20 protein-coding genes and 1 pseudogene are annotated in these 19,542 nt (G+C 69.4%); 12 read left to right on the top strand and 9 right to left on the bottom strand.

The genetic code is table 11. The features are described from left to right. Nucleotides 1-9: 9 nt before the first annotated feature. Nucleotides 10-345, bottom strand: coding sequence for a hypothetical protein (locus tag ALI22I_RS42375; protein WP_077011266.1), 336 nt, complete (start codon nucleotides 343-345; stop codon nucleotides 10-12). Beyond that, the gene (locus tag ALI22I_RS42370) at nucleotides 342-521 is read right to left on the bottom strand and encodes a DUF3311 domain-containing protein (RefSeq protein WP_202971181.1); all 180 of its coding nucleotides are present in this window, start codon (nucleotides 519-521) and stop codon (nucleotides 342-344) included. Before ALI22I_RS42370 ends, ALI22I_RS42375 begins: the two co-directional genes overlap by 4 nt. 225 nt (nucleotides 522-746) lie before the next feature. Between ALI22I_RS42370 and ALI22I_RS42365 the strand changes: the two genes are divergently transcribed. From ALI22I_RS42365 to ALI22I_RS42345, 5 genes are all read left to right on the top strand, one after another. Continuing rightward, entirely contained in the window at nucleotides 747-2,249 is a 1,503-nt protein-coding gene (locus ALI22I_RS42365; protein ID WP_077011265.1) for a sodium:solute symporter family protein, read from the top strand. After that, on the top strand, nucleotides 2,242-2,784 hold the full coding sequence (locus ALI22I_RS42360) for an RNA polymerase sigma factor (RefSeq protein WP_077011264.1): 543 nt from the start codon (nucleotides 2,242-2,244) through the stop codon (nucleotides 2,782-2,784). The genes ALI22I_RS42365 and ALI22I_RS42360 overlap by 8 nt, the downstream gene beginning before the upstream one ends. Further along, nucleotides 2,774-3,016: a hypothetical protein gene (locus tag ALI22I_RS42355; protein ID WP_077011263.1), complete on the top strand. Its 243-nt coding sequence runs from the start codon at nucleotides 2,774-2,776 to the stop codon at nucleotides 3,014-3,016. Before ALI22I_RS42360 ends, ALI22I_RS42355 begins: the two co-directional genes overlap by 11 nt. 101 nt (nucleotides 3,017-3,117) lie before the next feature. Continuing rightward, nucleotides 3,118-3,681 carry a DUF305 domain-containing protein gene (locus ALI22I_RS42350; protein ID WP_077011262.1) on the top strand — a complete coding sequence of 188 codons (564 nt, stop codon included), beginning with the start codon at nucleotides 3,118-3,120 and terminating at the stop codon, nucleotides 3,679-3,681. Nucleotides 3,682-3,902: 221 nt separating this feature from the next. Then, nucleotides 3,903-5,096, top strand: a complete 1,194-nt coding sequence (locus ALI22I_RS42345; protein WP_077011261.1) for a right-handed parallel beta-helix repeat-containing protein — start codon at nucleotides 3,903-3,905, stop codon at nucleotides 5,094-5,096. Nucleotides 5,097-5,153: 57 nt separating this feature from the next. Here ALI22I_RS42345 and ALI22I_RS42340 read toward each other — a convergent pair whose 3' ends face one another. Then, the gene (locus tag ALI22I_RS42340) at nucleotides 5,154-5,582 is read right to left on the bottom strand and encodes a DUF6069 family protein (RefSeq protein ID WP_077011260.1); all 429 of its coding nucleotides are present in this window, start codon (nucleotides 5,580-5,582) and stop codon (nucleotides 5,154-5,156) included. Between the two features lie 133 nt (nucleotides 5,583-5,715). Beyond that, nucleotides 5,716-6,570 (bottom strand): SDR family oxidoreductase, encoded by an 855-nt coding sequence (locus ALI22I_RS42335; protein ID WP_077011259.1) that lies wholly within the window; start codon nucleotides 6,568-6,570, stop codon nucleotides 5,716-5,718. A gap of 121 nt (nucleotides 6,571-6,691) precedes the next feature. Between ALI22I_RS42335 and ALI22I_RS42330 the strand changes: the two genes are divergently transcribed. The 4 genes from ALI22I_RS42330 (at nucleotide 6,692) to ALI22I_RS42315 (ending at nucleotide 10,808) form a co-directional block, all read left to right on the top strand. Continuing rightward, nucleotides 6,692-7,093, top strand: coding sequence for a winged helix-turn-helix transcriptional regulator (locus ALI22I_RS42330; RefSeq protein ID WP_077011258.1), 402 nt, complete (start codon nucleotides 6,692-6,694; stop codon nucleotides 7,091-7,093). Between the two features lie 218 nt (nucleotides 7,094-7,311). Then, nucleotides 7,312-7,857: an EF-hand domain-containing protein gene (locus ALI22I_RS42325; protein ID WP_077011257.1), complete on the top strand. Its 546-nt coding sequence runs from the start codon at nucleotides 7,312-7,314 to the stop codon at nucleotides 7,855-7,857. A 222-nt stretch (nucleotides 7,858-8,079) separates the two neighbouring features. Further along, on the top strand, nucleotides 8,080-9,483 hold the full coding sequence (locus ALI22I_RS42320) for a hypothetical protein (RefSeq protein WP_077011256.1): 1,404 nt from the start codon (nucleotides 8,080-8,082) through the stop codon (nucleotides 9,481-9,483). Continuing rightward, nucleotides 9,483-10,808 carry an ARPP-2 domain-containing protein gene (locus ALI22I_RS42315; RefSeq protein ID WP_202971179.1) on the top strand — a complete coding sequence of 442 codons (1,326 nt, stop codon included), beginning with the start codon at nucleotides 9,483-9,485 and terminating at the stop codon, nucleotides 10,806-10,808. Before ALI22I_RS42320 ends, ALI22I_RS42315 begins: the two co-directional genes overlap by 1 nt. A gap of 44 nt (nucleotides 10,809-10,852) precedes the next feature. Here ALI22I_RS42315 and ALI22I_RS42310 read toward each other — a convergent pair whose 3' ends face one another. Further along, on the bottom strand, nucleotides 10,853-12,760 hold the full coding sequence (locus ALI22I_RS42310; protein WP_083752420.1) for an ABC transporter ATP-binding protein: 1,908 nt from the start codon (nucleotides 12,758-12,760) through the stop codon (nucleotides 10,853-10,855). Between the two features lie 281 nt (nucleotides 12,761-13,041). Here ALI22I_RS42310 and ALI22I_RS42305 point away from each other — a divergent pair, with 281 nt between their 5' ends. Then, the gene (locus ALI22I_RS42305; protein ID WP_443217029.1) at nucleotides 13,042-13,443 is read left to right on the top strand and encodes a Fur family transcriptional regulator; all 402 of its coding nucleotides are present in this window, start codon (nucleotides 13,042-13,044) and stop codon (nucleotides 13,441-13,443) included. 32 nt (nucleotides 13,444-13,475) lie between these two features. Next, nucleotides 13,476-15,710: a catalase/peroxidase HPI gene (katG, locus tag ALI22I_RS42300; RefSeq protein ID WP_077011254.1), complete on the top strand. Its 2,235-nt coding sequence runs from the start codon at nucleotides 13,476-13,478 to the stop codon at nucleotides 15,708-15,710. Between the two features lie 64 nt (nucleotides 15,711-15,774). Here the strand turns inward: katG and ALI22I_RS54920 are convergent, their stop codons facing one another. The 4 genes from ALI22I_RS54920 to cysC form a co-directional block, all read right to left on the bottom strand. After that, nucleotides 15,775-15,897: a hypothetical protein gene (locus ALI22I_RS54920; RefSeq protein WP_274523048.1), complete on the bottom strand. Its 123-nt coding sequence runs from the start codon at nucleotides 15,895-15,897 to the stop codon at nucleotides 15,775-15,777. A 448-nt stretch (nucleotides 15,898-16,345) separates the two neighbouring features. Next, the gene (locus ALI22I_RS42295) at nucleotides 16,346-17,632 is read right to left on the bottom strand and encodes a sulfate adenylyltransferase subunit 1 (protein ID WP_077011253.1); all 1,287 of its coding nucleotides are present in this window, start codon (nucleotides 17,630-17,632) and stop codon (nucleotides 16,346-16,348) included. After that, on the bottom strand, nucleotides 17,633-18,550 hold the full coding sequence (gene cysD / locus ALI22I_RS42290) for a sulfate adenylyltransferase subunit CysD (protein ID WP_077011994.1): 918 nt from the start codon (nucleotides 18,548-18,550) through the stop codon (nucleotides 17,633-17,635). Then, on the bottom strand, nucleotides 18,538-19,056 hold the full coding sequence (gene cysC / locus ALI22I_RS42285; RefSeq protein ID WP_238598930.1) for an adenylyl-sulfate kinase: 519 nt from the start codon (nucleotides 19,054-19,056) through the stop codon (nucleotides 18,538-18,540). The genes cysD and cysC overlap by 13 nt, the downstream gene beginning before the upstream one ends. A gap of 276 nt (nucleotides 19,057-19,332) precedes the next feature. Here cysC and ALI22I_RS42280 point away from each other — a divergent pair. Next, nucleotides 19,333-19,542: pseudogene (locus tag ALI22I_RS42280) on the top strand (threonine synthase); the annotation flags it as partial.

Here is a 19,542-nt window from a genome sequence, read left to right as displayed (position 1 = left end):
GGGAAGTGGTTAGGCGTTCACCGGTGGCAACCTGCCCAGGCACGCCCGCAGGCCGGCGTCGGGCGGCAGGTCCGTGGTGAACCACCGCAACGGACCCACACGTCGGCAACTCACCGCCACGTCGCGCTTGGCCAGGTGCGCCCACGCCGTGGGATGCGCGTAGACGACGTTGTGCGGCAACGCGTCGACGGGTCGGAAGCGGCGGGGGAGACGGCTGCGGCGCAGCGCCCGCACCGAGAACTCCCCGGAATCGGCGCAGCACAGACCCGTCACGTGCCAGTCGACCACCACTACCTCGTCGGGACGGAGCGCGGTGCGCGCCAAGTCGTCCAGGCGGAACGTCACGTCGTCCCCGGCTTCCGCAGGCGCAGCGCAACGGCCAGGCACAGGGCCGTGAGCAGCAGGCATCCGAACTGGTACCAGTAGAAGAACGGCACGCCCGCCAGCCGTGGCGTCACCCGTGCGTACAGCGGCACGGCGACCGCGGCGAGCGCGGGCAGCACCAACAGGGCGACCGTCACCGGTGAAGGCCGTATCGGTTCGGTTACCTCGCGTGGCACGGTTGGGTCCTGGTGCACCGTCGCACCTCCTGCTTCAGCCGATCTTGGGCTTCGTCTGCCTATGAGTTGCGCAGGTCACCTGTTCGGTTTACACACACCCGGAAATTTGTGTCGCGTATGTTTCCGCCGGTGGCCCGTGCAGTGCCGTGCGGTGCCCTGTGCGGCGGCCCGAGGAGGACTTCGCCCGTGACCGGACTCGATCTGCCCGCGCTGCTGGCGTTCGCCGCCGTTCTCGTGCTGACCTCCGCCGCGGCGGTCACGGCGCGCTGGTTCCACCGGGCCGACGTGCTGCCGACACCGGGGGACTGGGCGCTGGCCGGCCGCCGCTTCGGCACGGTGACCACGTGGTTCCTGCTCGGCGGCACGATCTACACCGCCTACACGTTCGTCGCGGTTCCGGGCGTCGTCTACGCCGAGGGCGCGCTCGGGTTCTTCGCATTGCCGTACACGGTGATCGTCTACCCGCTGGCGTTCTGGCTGCTGCCCAAGCTGTGGCGGGAGGCGCGGGACACGGGCGCGGTGACGATCGCCGACGTCGTGCGCGTGCGGTACGACTCGCCCGGTCTGGCCCTCGCGGTCGCGCTCACCGGCATCCTGGTGACGATGCCCTACGTCGCGTTGCAGCTGTTGGGCATCCGGACGGTGCTGACGGTGCTCGGCGTCTACCCGGCGGGCGTGGTCGGTGACGCGATCCTCGGCCTGGTGTTCGCGGTGCTGGCCGTGGCGACCTACCGCAACGGCATCCGCGCGGCGGCGGTGATCGCGTTCCTCAAGGGCGTGCTGGTGTTCGCCGCGATCGTGGTGATCGTGGTGCTGCTCGGCGACCCGGCCGATATCTTCGCCCAGGCCGAACGGCGTGCGACGGGTCCGCCGGACCTGGTGTCGGCCGGGGTGGACGGCGGCGTGGTGACCACCCACCTCGACCCGGGTCTGTCCACTGTGTACGTGACGCTGGCGGTGGGGTCGGCGTTGGCGCTGCTGATGTACCCGCACGTGCTGACCGGGGCGTTCGCCGCGCGTGACGGGCAGGTGCTGCGCCGCAACTCCGTGGCGCTGCTCGGCTGGACGGCGCTGCTGGGCCTGTTCGCGCTACTCGGTGTAGCCGCTCACGCACGTGGCGTGCTCGCACCGGGAGGGCAGGCGGAGCTGGCGGTGCCGATGCTGATCGAGGGGCTGATGCCCGGCTGGGCGGCCGGGCTGGTGTTCGGCGCCCTGGCCATCGGCGCCCTGGTGCCGGCGTCGATGATGTCGGTGGCCGCCGCGATGCTGTTCACCCGCAACGTCTACGTCGAGTACGTCAACCCGAACTCCACGCCCAAGCAGCAAACCGCGATCGCGCGGTTCGTGTCACTGTTGGTCAAGCTCGGCGCGCTCGGGTTCGTCCTGGTGCTGGCGGCCCAGGACACGATCAACCTCCAACTGCTGGGCGGGGTGTGGGTGTTGCAGACGTTCCCGGCCGTGGCGCTCGGGCCGCTGCGCCGGTTGACCTCGCCCGGCCTGCTCGCCGGCTGGGCCGCCGGGATGCTCGCGGGCACCCTGCTGGTGACCGCCGGCGGGTTCTCCGCCGTGGTCGTCATCGGCGGTGTCCAGGTGTACGCGGCGGTGGTCGCCCTGGCGATCAACCTGGCCGTCGCGTTCGCGGTGAGCGCCGCGCTGACGCTGTCGTCACGGGACCGGGCCGGTGACTGACGACCAGCCGGACACCGTCGAGACACTCGCGGCCCGTGACGCCGACCGGGAGGCGGCGCTGGCCGACCTGTTCCACCGGCACCACCTCGACCTGGTCCGGCTGGCCGCGCTGCTGGGCGCGGAGTCCGATGCCGAGGACGTGGTCGGCGACGCGTTCTGTGAGCTGCACCGCGGTTGGAAGCGGCTGCGGTCGCCGGACGCGGCGCTACCCTACTTGCGTGCGGTCATCGTGAACCTGGTGCGCATGCGGGTCCGCCACCTGGTGGTCGTCCGCAAGCACGTCGAGTGGGTGCGCGAGGACGTGGCCTCGGCGGAGTCGCAGGCGCTCGTGCGCGACGACCAGCGGGCACTGGTGGCCGCGCTGCGGGAGTTGCCCGCCCGCCAGCGCGAGGCGCTGGTGCTGCGGTACTGGTTGGGGTTGAAGGAGGCCGAGATCGCGGAGGCGATGGGCATCAGCCCCGGCGCGGTGAAGGCCCACACCGCGCGGGGCATGGCGAAGCTGGGCAAGGTGCTGGAGGCGCAAAGTGACGACTAGCGAACAGCGGATCGAGGAAGCGCTGCGCTCCATGGCGTCCGGCGTGACGACCTCTCCCGACGCCTACCGCCAGGTCCGGAGCCGGTGGCGCCGCCGGGAACGACGCCGACGGCTCGTCGTCGCCGCCCTGGCCACCGCCGTGATCGTCGCCGCCGACGGCATCGCCCTCTGGGCCCTCAGCGACGCACCGCCCGAACAGCACATCATCTTCAACGACCCGTCCGCCCGATAACCCAGGGTCGCCCGCTGAGATCCGCCGAGATTGCGGTGAACCGTTCCCGGTGCGGGGCCGTAGCCCCTTATGGCAGAACGACACCGACAGCGGAGGACTCCATGCGCCGACGGCCGGCGGCAGCAGTGATCGGGTTGATGGTCTGGATTCTGGCGGGATGCGGCGTGGCGGGCGGCGGGACCACGCCCGTGGCACAGACCGGATCCGGTGCCAGTGAGACGGATGTCCGTTTCTCCCAGCAGATGATCCCGCACCACCAACAGTCGATCCAGCTCGCCAAGCTGGCCAGTCAGCGCAGCACCGGGGAGTTCGTGAAGACCACGGCGACCGAGATCACCACGGCGGAGACCGAGGAGATCGAGCTGATGTCCGGCTGGCTCCAGTCCTGGAACGTCGACGTCCCCGCCGCCGGCACGGCGGGCCACAGCATGCACGGAATGCTCTCGGCGGCCGAGATCTCCTTGCTGGAGAACGCCTCCGGGGCGGACTTCGACCGGCAATGGCTGGTCACGATGGCCAAGCACCTGCGCAGCGGCGTCGAGATGGCGAAGACGGCGTTGGCGACGGGGCAGCACGCGCCGACCAAGACCCTCGCCCAGGAGATCGTCACCGGGCAGGGAGCCCGGATCGCCGCGATCGACGGCAGGATCGCCCAGGCCAAGTAGGCCGAGGACCGGACCGCGGTGCTATTCCGGTTGTTCATAATTGTGAATCCGGAAGGCTTCTGAGCGGAAAACATTGCGCGTTTCCAAAGCCGTGCGTTAGCGTCCCTGGAGCGCTCCCAGGTCGGGTTTTCCCAGTTCAGAGGCGTGAACAGTGGAGGCCTGGTGGCTGTTTAGCGCATTGTGCCCGCAAGGAGGCGTGCATGAGTTCGGTTGCCCGAACGATGAAATTCAAACCCCTTGTCGCAGTCACCACTCTGATGGCGGCTGCGGCTTTGGGGTTACCGGGGCCCGCGGCGATCGCCGCGACGACGCACCACGAGGCCGACGCCCTCTACGTGGCGACCAACGGCAACGACAGCAACGCCGGCACGTCGGCCGCGCCCCTGCGCACCATCCAGCGCGCGGTCGACCTGGCCCGGCCCGGCTACACCATCTACATCCGCGGCGGCACGTACGCGCCCAGCACCAACATCCAGCTGCTCAAGAACGGCACGTCGAGCCAGCCGATCACCCTGCGCAACTACAACAGCGAGCGCGTGATCATCGACGGCGAGAACATGCCGTACACGCCGGGCGCGGTGGGTTCGTCGATCCCGCGCCCGGAGCGCGGCGCCGTCCACATCGAGGGCGACTACTGGCGGCTGATCGGCCTGGAGATCATCCACGGCCCGTACGGCGTGTTCGGCCTGGACACCAACAACAACGTCTTCGAACGGCTCGTCACCAGGGACAACTACGAGTCGGGCCTGCACATCCAAGGCGCGTCGAGCAACAACCAGATCATCAACCTGGACGCCTACGGCAACCGCGATCCGCGCAAGAACGGCGAGAGCGCCGACGGCCTCGCCATCAAGGAAGGCTCCGGCAGCGGCAACGTGGTCCGTGGCGCGCGGCTGTGGAACAACTCCGACGACGGGCTCGACTACTGGATGTTCTCCTCGCCGATCCTGCTGGAGAACAGCCTGGCCTGGGGCAACGGGTTCAACCGCTGGAACCTGCCCGACTTCACCGGTGACGGCAACGGGTTCAAGCTGGGCGGCAACAGCGTGTCCGCCAACCACACCGTGCGCAACACCATGACCTGGGACAACGCGGTCGGTGGCTTCATCGACAACAACAACCCCGGTCAGCACCGGATCGAGCGCAGCACCGCGTGGGACAACCCGGGGACCGGGTTCAACTTCAACCGCTCCTCCAGCACGTTGACCAAGAACCTGGCGGTGGCCAACGGCACCGCGGTCTCGCTGGGCTCGAACTCCACGGGCAGCGGCAACTCGTGGAACCTCGGCGGCTCGTGGTCGTTCGTGAGCACGGACGCGAACACGATCACCGGACCGCGCAACGCCGACGGCTCGATCCCGTCGTCCACGTTCCTGCGCCCGAGCAACGGCGCCGACGTGGGGGCGCGCTTCTGACCGGCGATCGACCTCGTCACGCGGCGGGACCGGGCGACAACCCGGTCCCGTCGTCGTTCAGGCGGGGACGGCGGCCGTGCTCGGTGCGTCGGCGGGCAGCGGCAGCACCTTGGTGAAGATCGGCACCGCGACCCCGGCCACCACGAAGTGCATCAGCATGAGCGCGATGACACCGATCGGGCTCGCGTTGGCCAGACCGAACAGCGACAGGTCGGGCAGCAGCGACACCACGACCACGATCGGCACCAGCTTGCGCAGCAAGGCGTTCGGGCGCTTGGCCTTGGCGCGGATCAGCGCCCACGCCACGGCGGCCACGACCACGCCGACGGTGGTCAGGAAGACGTAGGCCTGCGGCGCCAGGCCCTGGATGACGTCCGGGGACGCCCCGAACGCCTGAGCGGCGAACGACACCACGGTGTTGCCCACCGACGCCACCACGATCGCCGCCAGGACGCCCAAGACGACCCGGCCCTTGCTCGATTCCACGGCTACTCCTCAACGGTGGCGACAGCTGTCGGTTCGGTGCTCGACCGGGCACCGCCGGAGGTTCGGCCGTGTGCCCGGCGAAGGACAGGTGGGGCTGCCCGATGTGTTCGGGGCAGCCCCACCTGAGTCGGGGTCAGTTCTTGAGCAGCGCGGCGACGGATTCGTCGAGGGACGCCGTGGGGCGGCCGATCAGTGCCGACAGGTCGCCGGAGGTGCTGGCGAGCTCACCGGCGGCGATTGCGCGGTCGGCGTCGACGAGCATGTCGGCGACGAAGTCGGGGAGTCCGGCGCCGACGAGGATGCCGCGGTGCTGGTCGGCGGGGAGGTCCTGGTAGGCGACGGTCTTGCCGGAGATGCGGGTGATCGCCTCGGCGAACTCGGTGAGGGTCCACGGCTCGTCGGCGGCCAGCTCGTAGGCCTTGCCCTCGTGGCCTTCACCGGTGAGGGCCGCCACGGCGGCGTCGGCGTAGTCGGCGCGGGGAACGCCGCCGAGTCGGCCGTCACCGGCGCTGCCGACGATCGCGCCGAACTCCAGGCCCTGGGCGACCGACTGCTCGTAGTTCTCGGTGTACCAGCCGTTGCGCAGGAAGGTGAACGGGATGCCCGACTCGCGGATGAGCTCCTCGGTGGCCTTGTGCTCGGGGGCCAGGGAGATGCTGGTGGTGTCGGCGTACAGGATGCTGGTGTAGAGCAGGTGGCCCACACCGGCGGCCTTGGCGGCGTCGATCACGGCGGTGTGCTGCGCGACCCGGCTGCCGACCTCGCTGCTGGAGATCAGCAGGACCTTGTCCGCGCCGGCGAACGCCTCGGCCAGGGTGGAGGGCTCGTTGTAGTCGGCGGTGCGCACCTGGACACCGAGACCGGCGAGGTCGGCGGCCTTCTGCGGGTCGCGGACGGCGGCCACGACCTGGTCCGCGTCGACCTTCTCGACCAGGGCTTCCACGACCAGGCGGCCGAGCTGGCCGGTGGCACCGGTGACGACGATCATCGAGAACTCCTCAAGTCCGAAACTGTGCTCTCCGCAAGAATGCACTAACTTTTAGAAAGTGCAACCCGAGGGTGAGTACAGTCACGTGAGGGGGTGCTGTGCTGAGAGTATCCTCAGGTACATGAGCGAGGCGCCCGAGTGCACGGCCGAACACGATCAACTGCTGTTCGACGTGTTCGCGCAGCGGTGCCCGTCCCGGTCGACGTTGGAACACCTCACCGGCCGCTGGGGCGTGCTGGCGATGGCGGCGCTGCACGACGGGACGTTCCGCTTCAACGAGCTGCGCCGCCGGGTCCACGGGGTCAGCGAGAAGATGCTCGCCCAGACCCTGCAAGCGTTGGAGCGCGACGGTTTCGTGCACCGCGAAGCGCAGCACACGATCCCGCCGAAGGTCGAGTACAGCCTCACCGACCGGGGCAAGCGCACCGCCGCGCTGCTGCTCGACCTGATCCGCGACGTCGAGGCCCAGATGCCCGAGGTGATCGCCGCCAACGAGCGCTACGACGCAGCCAGGAACGGCTGACCGCGCGCGCGTCGACGGCCACACCAACGTCACCGGTATCCCACTTCCGGGTCCGATTCCTGCGGTGATCGGAACTCTCGGTCGTTGTCGGGACGGCGACGACGACCGTTTCGGGTGAAAAACCGAACACGAATTCACGATGCCCGCTCTCCTGTCCCGTCGGTACGCTTCGCCCCGAAAGGCGCGACCCGATCATCGGAGGAAAAGGGGAATTCGTCATGTCGGATCAGCTGCGGCTGGACAACATCACCCGGGTTTTCACGGTTTTCGACACGGACGGCGACGGTGAGATCACCTGGGACGACTTCGACACGAAGGCCCGCGCGATCGGCCGGGAATTCGACCTCGACGGCGAATCGCCCGAGGTCCAGGGGCTGATCGAGGCGTACCGCGAGGTGTGGGAGTACATCTGCGGCGCGGATGTCGACACGGACGACGTGGTGGTCGAAGCCGAATTCCGGGAGGCGCACACGACCGGTCGCTTGACCACCGAGGAACTGCTGGAGAAGTGGCTGGTCGTCACCGACCGGGCTTTCGAATTGGTCGACCGCGACGGTGACGGTTACCTCGACGAGAACGAGTTCGCGGCCATGTACCGGGGAGCGGGCGTCACCGATCCGCAGGTGGCGGAGATCGCTTTCGCGGCCATGGACGTCGACGGCGACGGTCGCCTCGACCTGCCCGAACTGCGCGCCCAGGTGCAGGGTCTGTTCACCGCCACCGACGAGTCGGAGAAGGGCGCCCGCTTGCTCGTCGGCGACTGAGCGCCACCGGTCAGCCCCGGCTCCTCGTCGTCGGGCCACGCGCTGATCTCGTCCGACCACCCGCCTGATAATCAGGCGGGGAACCTGTCTGGTGATTGCTAGGGTGACCCGGCCGGCCGCGGGACTTCGGTGCGACTTCCGGAACCCGCCTCTGAAGCGATGATTCGCTGATCGTGCCCCCACTCCCCGGCCGGCGCCCACCCACCCCCGGAGCAGGGACGCATGGACGCCATCACCGCCGACGACATGCTGATGTTCATCAACGCGGCGATCACGTCCACCGCACAGCGCGAGTTCCACGGCGGAGCCGACGACCAGCGGCTGTCGCTGGACTTCCTGCACGACTACATGATCGGCAACTACCGCGACCTGTACGCCGCGGCACTCGCGCTGGACATCAACGACCACAACGCCGCGCTGATCGTGCGCAAGCTGCTGGAGACCACCGGCGACGCCACCGCGGCGCAGCGGCGGGTCGAGGGCGAGCTGATCGCGCGGCGGCTGCGCGCGCTGCCGCCCCAGCGCGTGTACGACCTGTTCCGCGCCTTGCGCCGGGCGCGGGTGAACAACCGGCGCACCCGCGCGATCATCCGCGACTGGGTCGTGGGCCGTCCCGACCCGGCGTTCGACGCGGTGAAGTACCGCACCGGCCTGAAGCGCGCGCTGCGGCACGCGCACGTCGCGCCGGACGGCGAGCTGGGCACGTTCCTGTTCGCGTCGGGCAACCACCGCCGGTACGACACCCCGATCCTGGAGACGTGGCGGAAGGCGCACTACGAGCACTCGTCGGTCTACGAACTGCCGTACACGGTGGCCGAGGGCTTCGCCGCCAAGCACCGGATCGACCGGGCGACGTTCCTCAAGCGCATCGCGCCCCGGATGACCCGGCTGGAACGGCTGCGGGTGCAGGAATCCGCCCGGCGCGGCAACGCCGCGGTGGCCGTCGACCTCGGGTCGATGCCGTTGACGCGCCTCGCGTCGTACGTGCTCGCCCTGCCGGTGCCCGAGCGGGTCGAGCGGCGCGCCGAGCTGACCGGCGCGCTGCGTGCGGCAGCGGTCCGGGCCGCCGGGCGGGACGCGGGCGCGTGGGGACGGGTCGCGGCCGTGCTGGACGACAGCTTCTCGGCGTTCGGGTCCGCGCAGAAGCGCCGCCGGCCGCTCGCGGTCGCGCTCGCCTGCCACTACCTGCTGGCGGAGCTGGCGGCCGAGTACGTCCCGCTGTGGACGTCCGGGCGCACCGACGCCCTGCTGGCCTACCCGTACGGGATGACGCCGCTGGGCGAACGGGTGCTCGACGCCCTCGACCAGGCGCCGGACCGGTTGCTGATCGTGTCGGACGGGTGGGACAACGCGCCGTACGGGCTCGCCTCGGAGGTGTTGCGGGTGTGGCGGGCCAGGCTCGACCCCGAACGCCGAGTGGGCGCGGTCCACCTCAACCCGGTGTACGACGCGGCCGACTTCGACGCGAAGCGGCTGTCCCCGGCCGTGCCGACGGTCGGTGTGCGCGATGCCGAGGACGTGCCGGCGCTGGTGGAGTTCGCCCGGTTCACCGAGGGCACCACCGGCTTCGCCGAGCTGCAAGCGCACTTCGACGACCGGGTGGCCCGGTTCCTGGAGGAACGGTGATGGTGAAGCTCGACCTCACGGGGCTGACCACCGGGCCGGCGCAGGTGTGGGGTGGCGTCCGGCTCGTGCCGTTGACCCGGGACGAGCCGATCACCGGGCTGCGGCTGCACGCCAAGGTCTACGGGGACGAGCTCGGCCTGGTCGGGGTGGACCGGCGCACGGACTACGTGTCCTACATCCCGCACGGTTTCGTGGCGACGTGGACCGACGACGACACCCCGGTCGCGGCGTACGGCACCGAGATGAAGCGGAGCGCGGACCACCGGAAGCCGCCGGCGCACGGCATGAGGCTGCACTTCCACCGCCGGATGGCCCGTCGAGTGGACCGGAACCGACTGCGGTTCCTGCCCATGCACATGGCGATCGAGGGGTACCTGGCACTGCACTTCGGCGGCCCGGAGATCGTGTGGGAGGAGTGGTCGCAGCGCGCCGTCCGCCACGGGCTGTCGCCGCGCGTGGAGGAGGCTTACCTGGGTGCCGAGGTCGAGGGCCTGGCGGACGCGCTGAAGGTCTTCGAGATCCACCCGGACCAGTGCGGTGTGCTGGTGTACGTGGCCGACGCGTTGGCCGCGGCGTTCGTCGTGCCCCACCCGGACGACTACCGCGCGCTGCACGCCACTCTCGTGCGGGACCTGTACGGCGAGCTCGTCCACCACTACGCGACGCTGGCGATGCCCGTGCCGCAGTTCCCCGTGCGCCTGCCCGACGACGTGGAGACCATGGCCGACCTGCGTGCGGCGGCGGTCCGGCAGCAGGCGGAGTGGGCCCGTTTCCACGACACCGCGATGGCTGACGGGCTGCTGGGCGAGAGCTACGCGATGGGCCGCGTGTACCGGATGGGCGACTACGCGCTGTCCCGCTTCCTGCCGCCGTTCCGCCTCAAGCAGGAGAACCACATCGGCGAACTGATCACCGACCGCGACGGCCGCACGGCGTACCTGAAGACCTTCCGGCTCTCCGAGGCCCAGGTCCGCCGAGGACACCTGCTCACCACCCCTCGCGGCCAACGACTGGCACCTCGGCACCACCGCAGCCCACCTCGGCCTGACCGAACCGCAACTCGGCCTGCGCCTCCAGGCAGCCGGTTTCGGCGCACTGCTCCGCGAGGACGTCCTGGCCCGCTACCGCGCGGCCGACCGCTCGGCCACAGCACCCACTCGGCCGGCCTGACTCGACGGACGGCCCCACGGGTCTTCAGGGGCGTAGGGCCGACTCGCCGACGGTGGCTCGGGCTCCAACTCCGCGAGCACTGTCGGCACGTCGGCCGCGGTGGGCTGACCGGGTGTGTAAACCCAGGCGGCCCTGAGCGCGTGTCCCTACGGTGAATCCACGTACCGGATCATCCACATCGGATCGCCGGCGCGGTGCTTCACGCTCGGAACGACTTCGCGCCCACCGCGCCCCGTCCGTCGGACGCAGGCTCGTCGGACGCAGGCTCGTCAGGCACCGGCTCGTCGGATGCGGTCTCGTCGAGGAAGCCGCCGGACTGGTGGCGCCACAGCTTCGCGTACGCCCCGTCGGCGTCGAGGAGTTCGGCGTGCGCGCCCTGTTCGATGATCCGGCCCTGGTCGAGCACGATCAGTCGGTCCATCCGCACGACCGTGCTCAGCCGGTGTGCCACGACGAGCGCGGTGCGGCCCTCCATGAGCTGCCACAGCGCCTCCTGGACCAGCACTTCGCTCTCCGAGTCCAACGCGCTGGTCGCCTCGTCCAGCAGCAGGACCGGCGCGTCGCGCAGGATCGCGCGGGCCAGTGCCACCCGTTGCCGCTGTCCGCCGGACAGCTTGATACCGCGTTCGCCGACCATCGTGTCGAACCCGTCGGGCAGCGCGTCCGCGAACTCCGTGACGTGGGCGGCGTTCGCGGCGCGGCGGATCTCGGCGTCGGTCGCGTCCGGCCGTGCGAAGGCGATGTTCTCGCGCAACGTCCGGTGGAACATGGCCGGGTCCTGGGGCACGTACGCGATCAGGCTGCGCAGGTCGGTCTGGCGCAGGCGCGCGATGTCCTGTCCGCCGATGAGGATGCGGCCTTCGTCGATGTCCATCAGCCGCAGCAGCAACCGGGTGAGCGTGGTCTTGCCGCCACCGGAGCGGCCGACGAGCCCGATCCGCGTGCCTGCCGGGATGTCCAGGTCCAGCCCGGCGAACAGCGGCTTGCCGCCGTCGTGCGCGAACACCACGCGGTCGAACCGGACCCGGGAATCCGCGGTACGCAACGGTTCCGGGTGCTCCGGGTCGAGCACGGTCGGCGGGTCGAGCAGCACTTCGGTGAACTGGGCGGCCTCGGTGAGCGTGCTCTCGAAGCGCCGATAAATCTGGTTGAACTCGAACATGATCCGCGTCGCGTTGGAGAAGTACGCGAACGTCACCACGATCGCCTCCACGCTCAGCCCGCCGCTGACCCCGACGGCGATCGCGAGGCCGAGCACGTTGGTGAGCACGTTCAGCGGGGCGACGATCGTGTCGATGCGCAGGTTGCCGTAGTCCCACGAACGCAGCGCCAACGTCCGGCTCTCGGCGGCACGGCTGCGGTGCTCCGCGCTCTCGCGCTCCTCGGCGGCGAACGCCCGCACGGTCTCCATGTTCATCAATGTGTCGGCGACGTGGCCGGACACCCGCGCGTAGGCGGCCTCGCGCTCGGCGACCAGGCGCTGGCGGCGGCGGATGAGCGGCGCGACCACGAATCCCGTGAGGAGGATCAGGCCGAGCAGCACCACGACCAGCAGCGGGTCGTAGCTCCACAGCACGACGCACGCGAAGGCCAGCGGGATGAGGTTGGCGAAGATGCTGAACGCCAGCGTGTCGACGAACTCCTCGAAGCGCGACGCGAAGCTCAGCACCCGCTTGGTGAGCGATCCGGCGAAGTTGTCGTGGAAGAACGCCGCGTCCTTGCCGAGCAGCGCGTCCATGCCGAAGACGGACAGGTGCTCGATCCCGTACGCGTCGGTGCGGTTGACGCAGTGCATGCCGATGCGCCACAGCAGTTCGGCGAACAGCATCAGGCCACTGAAGGCCAGCAGGTACGGCAGCACGGTGGTGAGACCGGTGTCGCCACCTCCGGCGAGCCGACCCGCGAGGGCGCCCACCGCCAGCGGCGCGAGGTAGTACAGGAACGTGTTGCCCAACGCGGGCAGCATGAGCCCGCCGACGGCGAGGAAGCGGTGGCGGCGTAACTCCCTGCCGTACAGGCGCAGGGCGAGCAGGACCGCTTTCTTGCGGTTGTTGACCGGTTTTTCCGAACCCTCCGCCGAACTCTTCTCCGACCCTGGCGCGACCATCCGACTCCCTCCGGGGGCACCGGTGCTCATGCTGCCGCAGCGGACGGGGTGACAGCGATCGAATATCGCTCGGCGGCGCGTGGCGGGGGTCGACTGTTCGCGGCGCATGGAGAGTGATCGAGCGATCACTCTCCGTGTGGCGGAGGTGCGCACGATCGACCATGATCAGTCCACGAGCAGTCAAGCGGCGCGTGCGGTCGAGGACATCCAACTTTAACTTGATTGATTCCAGAAATTGAGTAAGACTGCCAACCGTGCCCACGGCTTCCGAGTTCCAACACATGTTGCGTGGAGCGTCGCTTCGCGTGACGGCTCCTCGGATGGCAGTGCTGTCCGCTGTCCACAGCCACCCGCACGCCGACACCGACTCGATCATCGGTGTCGTGCGGGAGCGGCTCGGCGCGGTGTCCCACCAGGCCGTGTACGACGTGCTGCGCGCGCTGACCACGGCAGGTCTGCTGCGGCGCATCGAGCCTCCGGGCTCCGTGGCGCGCTATGAGGCCCGCGTCGGGGACAACCACCACCACGTGGTGTGCCGGTCCTGCGGTGCGATCGCCGATGTGGACTGCGCGGTCGGCACCGCACCTTGTCTGATCGCTTCCGACAACCACGGTTTCGCCATCGACGAAGCCGAGGTCGTCTACCGGGGCCTGTGCCCCGGCTGCTCCACCGCAACCAGTTGACGAGCAGTTCCCCTGTCCCCGAAGGGATTCCTGTGTCCGACAGTCCTAACGCCGTCGTTGGAGAGATGAACGAGGAGACCGCGGGCGGGTGCCCCGTCTCGGCCGGGCGGTTCAACCACCCGACCGAGGGTGGTAGCAACCGTGACTGGTGGCCCAACCAGCTCAACCTGAAGATCCTCCGCAAGCACCCCGTCGTGGCCAACCCGATGGGCGGCGACTTCGACTACGCCGAGGAGTTCAAGACCCTCGACCTCGACGCCCTGGCGAAGGACGTCGACGAGGTGTTGACGACGTCGCAGGAGTGGTGGCCCGCCGACTTCGGCAACTACGGGCCGTTCATGATCCGGATGGCGTGGCACAGCGCGGGCACGTACCGCACCCACGACGGCCGCGGCGGTGCCGGCGCGGGCATGCAGCGCTTCGCGCCGCTCAACAGCTGGCCCGACAACGGAAACCTGGACAAGGCGCGTCGGCTGCTCTGGCCGGTGAAGAAGAAGTACGGCCGCAAGATCTCGTGGGCCGACCTGATGATCTTCACCGGGAACCGGGCGCTGGAGACGATGGGCTTCACGACCTTCGGCTTCGCCGGTGGCCGCGCGGACGTCTGGGAGCCGGACGAGGACGTCTACTGGGGCCCCGAGCGCACCTGGCTCGGTGACGAGCGCTACACCGGCGACCGGTCGCTGGAGAACCCCCTGGCCGCCGTCCAGATGGGCCTGATCTACGTCAACCCGGAAGGCCCCAACGGCGTCCCGGACCCGCTCGCCTCGGCCCGCGACATCCGCGAGACGTTCGGCCGCATGGCGATGAACGACGAGGAGACCGTCGCGCTGATCGCGGGCGGCCACACGTTCGGCAAGACCCACGGCGCGGCGGACCCGGACAAGTACGTCGGCCCCGAGCCCGAGGGCGCCTCGCTCGAAGAGCAGGGCTTCGGCTGGAAGAACAGCTTCGGCACCGGCAAGGGCCGGGACACGATCACCAGCGGCCTTGAGGTCACCTGGACGACCACGCCGACCGCGTGGAGCAACGGCTTCTTCCAGAACCTGTTCGGCTTCGAGTGGGAGCTGACCAAGAGCCCCGCCGGCGCCCACCAGTGGAAGCCGAAGGACGGCGCCGGCGCGAACACCGTGCCGGACCCCGAGGACGGCTCGCTGACCCGTACCCCGACCATGCTGACGACCGACCTCGCGCTCCGGTTCGACCCGGTCTACGAGCAGATCTCGCGCCGCTTCCTGGAGCACCCGGACCAGTTCGCGGACGCGTTCGCCCGCGCCTGGTTCAAGCTCACCCACCGCGACATGGGCCCGATCCAGCGCTACCTCGGTCCGCTCGTCCCGCAGGAAGAGCTGCTCTGGCAGGACCGCGTCCCCGCCGTGGACCACGAGTTGGTCGACGCCGAGGACATCGCCGCCCTCAAGCGCGAGCTCCTCGACTCGGGTCTGTCGGTCTCCCAGCTCGTGTCCACCGCGTGGGCCTCGGCCTCGACGTTCCGCGGCAGCGACAAGCGCGGCGGGGCGAACGGTGCGCGTATCCGCCTGGAGCCCCAGCGCGGGTGGGAGGTCAACGAACCCGACGCCCTCGCGACCGTGCTGCGCACGCTGGAGGCGGTCCAGGAGCGTTTCAACAGCTCCCAGACCGGCGGCAAGAAGGTCTCGCTGGCCGACCTGATCGTGCTGGGCGGGTGTGCCGCGGTCGAGCAGGCCGCCAAGAACGCGGGCTACGACATCGAGGTCCCGTTCACCCCGGGCCGCACGGACGCGTCCCAGGAGCAGACCGACACGGAGTCGTTCGCCGCGCTCGAACCGGTCGCGGACGGGTTCCGCAACTACCGCGGCAAGGGCAACCGGCTGCCGTCGGAGTACCTGCTGATCGACCGCGCGAACCTGCTGAACCTGAGCGCGCCCGAGATGACCGTCCTCGTGGGCGGCCTGCGGGTGCTGGGCGCCAACCACCAGCAGTCCGCGTTGGGCGTCTTCACTGGGACGCCGGAGTCGCTGACCAACGACTTCTTCGTGAACCTGCTCGACATGGGCGTGGAGTGGAAGTCGACCTCCGCTGACGCGGAGACCTTCGAGGGGCTCGACCGCGCCACCGGCGAGGTCAAGTGGACCGGCAGCCGCGTCGACCTGGTCTTCGGCTCGAACTCCGAGCTGCGGGCCGTCGCCGAGGTCTACGCCAGCGACGACTCGCGGGAGAAGTTCGCCCGCGACTTCGTGGCCGCGTGGGACAAGGTCATGAACCTCGACCGGTTCGACATCGCCTGATCCCGACGTCCAGGTCGGCCGCGCGTCGGCCGACCTGGACGCCGATCGGCGCCTCACCCGCTGATCATGAAGTGACCTGGTCCCCGCACGCCCCGACCCGGCCGTACCCGGAGGCGCGCAGCCGGACGGCCAGCGCCGGGTTCGTGCGTTCCGTGCCGAGCGGGTACGTGATCGACGGCCGGCTCATCAGCAACACCTTCGACGGGCTGTACACGGCGGATCTCGGCGACGAGGTCACGGCCGACGAGGGCAGGCTCGTGTCGGAGGTCCGCGCCTTCTACGCCAGGCCGACGGCCGACGGCACGTTCTTCGACTCGCCGTACGAGTACGACCTGGTGTGGTTCCAACGCGGACGGTTCCTCACCGACTTCAGCCGCACCGCCAAGCAGAGCGAGCTGGCCACGGTGGTGAACCGGTCCTACGGGGTGGCGCCCGGAACGGCGCAGGGGTACATGCACAACTTCGGCTTCCCGCCGGAGGGCGGTGGCGCGCTGTCGGCGCCCATCAGGTTCTCCATCCCCGGTACCCGCACGATCTACTACATGGCCAACGACGTGAGCTGGCAGAGCCGGTGGAACCAGGTCGCACCGCAGGCCCAGCAGTTGGCGGCACCGGCCACCCCCTCGGCGTCAGCGTCAGGGGATGCGGTGGTCCTCCGTGGTCGGCAGTGGGGCTCCTACCAGGCCCGCTGCCAAGGTGCTGCCGTCGGCGGCGTCGATGACCAGGAACGCGCCGGTGCGGCGGGAGACGGTGTAGTCGTCCAGCGGCAGGGGTTCGGCGGTGTGCACGACCACGCGCCCGATCTCGTTCAGCACCAGGGTTCCGGGTGTCGGCACGGTGGACAGGTCTTGTTCGTCGAAGCGGGCGCGCAGTTCCGTGACCACGGCTTGGACGGTGCGGGTTCCGTGCTTCACGAGCACCCGCATGCCGGGCGTCAACGCCTTGTCCGACAGCCAGCACACGGTGGCTTCGAACTCGCCGGTGACTCTCGGTGGTGCGGCGGTCGTCGAAATAAGGTCTCCGCGTGAGATATCCACGTCGTGCGCGAGCATCAGAGTGACGGACTGGCCCGCAGCGGCCTCTCTCAGTGGGCCGTCGGCGGTGTCGATGCCGGTGACGGTGGTGCGCAACCCCGAAGGCATGACGATCACGTCGTCGCCGACGCGGACGGTGCCGGCGGCGACCTGGCCGGCGTAGCCGCGGTAGTCGGGGTGGTCGGGGGTGCGGGGGCGGATGACGTACTGGACGGGGAAGCGGAACGGGGCGTCGTGCGGGTCGGCGTCGACCGGCACGGTCTCCAGGTGCTCCAGCAGGGTCGGCCCGTCGTACCAGGGGGTGTTGGCGGACCTGTCCACCACGTTGTCCCCGGCCAGCGCGGACACCGGGATCTCGACCACGGCGTGTTCGGCGTAGCCCAGGGCGGTGGCGTGGGCGGTGAACTCCTTGGCGATGCGGGCGAAGGTGACCTCGTCGTAGTCCACCAGGTCGATCTTGTTGACCGCCAGGACCAGGCGGGGGACGCCGAGCAGGGCGAGCACGGCGGCGTGGCGGCGGGTCTGTTCGATGACGCCCTTGCGGGCGTCCACCAGCAGCACGCCGAGCTGGGCGGTGGAGGCGCCGGTGACGGTGTTGCGGGTGTACTGGACGTGGCCGGGGGTGTCGGCGAGCACGAAGGAGCGGTTGGGGGTGGCGAAGTAGCGGTAGGCCACGTCGATGGTGATGCCCTGTTCGCGTTCCGAGCGCAGCCCGTCGACCAGCAGGGACAGGTCCGGGGTGGTCAGGCCGCGGTCGGCGCTGGCGCGGTGCACCGCGTCGAGGGTGTCGGCCAGCACGGATTTGGTGTCGTAGAGCAGCCGGCCGACCAGGGTGGACTTGCCGTCGTCCACGCTGCCGGCGGTGGCCAGCCTCAACAGGTCGCTCATCTAGAAGTAGCCCTCCCGCTTGCGGTCTTCCATGGCGGCCTCGGAGAGCCGGTCGTCCGCGCGGGTCGCGCCGCGCTCGGTGAGCCTGCTGGCCGCCACCTCGGCGATGACGGTGGCGATGTCGGCGGCGTCGGACTCGACCGCGCCGGTGCAGGACCCGTCGCCGACGGTGCGGTAGCGGACGGTCTTCTCCAGCAGCGTCTCGCCCTCCCGCGGCCCGCCCCAGGGGCCCTCGGCCAGCCACATGCCGTCGCGCAGGTAGACCTCGCGGCGGTGGGCGTAGTAGATCGAGGGCAGCTCGATGCCCTCGCGGGCGATGTAGTGCCACACGTCCAGCTCGGTCCAGTTGGACAGCGGGAACACCCGGACGTGCTCGCCGGGGCGGTGCCGGCCGTTGTAGAGGTTCCACAGCTCGGGGCGTTGGCGGCGGGGTTCCCACTGGCCGAAGGAGTTGCGCAGGCTGAAGATGCGTTCCTTGGCGCGGGCGCGTTCCTCGTCGCGGCGGCCGCCGCCGAACACCGCGTCGTACTTGTGGCGGGTGATGGCGTCGAGCAGGGGCACGGTCTGCAGCGGGTTGCGGGTGCCGTCGGGGCGTTCGGCGAGACGTCCGTCGTCGATGTAGTCCTGCACCCGGGCGACCTCCAGGCGCAGCCCGTGGTGGGCCACGACGCGGTCGCGGAACTCGATGACCTCGTCGAAGTTGTGGCCGGTGTCCACGTGCAGCAGCGGGAAGGGCACCGGGGCGGGCCAGAACGCCTTCACCGCCAGGTGCAGCAGCAGGGTGGAGTCCTTGCCGCCGGAGAACAGGATCACCGGCCGGTCGAACTCACCCGCCACCTCGCGGAAGATGTGGATCGCCTCCGACTCCAGGCGGTCGAGTGCCCGGAGCGCACCGGTTGCCGCGCTCACCGTACGTATTTCGCACTGAGTTCGACCATTCGGTCTACGCACTCTTGCACCGAAAGTTGGTCGGTGCGCAGGTGCAGGTCCGGCTGAATAGGTGGTTCGTATGGGTCGTCGAAGCCGGTCAAACCGGTAATTTCGCCACGTTTCGCGCGCGCGTACAAACCCTTGACATCGCGCTGTGCGCAAATTTCCGGAGAAGCGTCGACGAACACTTCCAAATACGGAAGTCCGTAGTTCTCGTGGTCTTTGCGAACCGCGTCCCGGGCCGCCCGGTAGGGGGCGATCACCGGTGTGATGACCAATGCTCCCTGGCGTGCCAGCATTCGTGCTATGACACCCGTGCGACGGACGTTCTCGGCCCGGTCGTCCTTGCTGAACCCCAGCTCGGGAAACAGGTCACGGCGCAGGACATCGCCGTCGAGCACCTGAACCCGCCGGTCGGTGCCGAATCGTTCGGCAAGTGCCGAACCCAGCGTCGACTTGCCCGAGCTCGGCAATCCGGTCAACCAGACTGTCACGCCCAACGCAACCCCTCCGTTTTCTCGGAAGTTCGGGAACGCGCACGGAACAAGGTGTTCACATAACGTATCCCTATGGGAACCCGCAATCGATTCGGAGGTTAGAGGACTCTGTCAAGGCTGTCCACCCTGTGGAACATTCACCCGTTCGGTGGTAGAGCTGGCTCTCCTCCCGATGCTGTCATGAATCCCGTCATCTGGGGGACTCCAGCAAAGCCGTGGCCAGTCCCTGGCATTTGTGTTGTGTGCCGTTTTCAATCGATGGGGGCTTTGTGAATGGCTTCTTCGGTGAGCGCTGTCCGGGTTGGGCTCGACCTGGGGCCGGCGCGTGCGCTGTCGTGCCGTGAATGCGGGCAGGAGACTCCGCTGGCCGCGGAGTACGCCTGTATGGAGTGTTTCGGGCCGCTGGAAGTGGCCTACGACTTCGGCAAGATCCGCCGCGAGGACATCGAGGCCGGCCCCGGGTCGATCTGGCGCTACCGCGGT

The sequence above is a fragment of the Saccharothrix sp. ALI-22-I genome, from assembly GCF_001984175.1.
Classification (GTDB): Bacteria; Actinomycetota; Actinomycetes; order Mycobacteriales; family Pseudonocardiaceae; genus Actinosynnema.
This window is presented reverse-complemented; position numbering and strand designations above follow the sequence as displayed.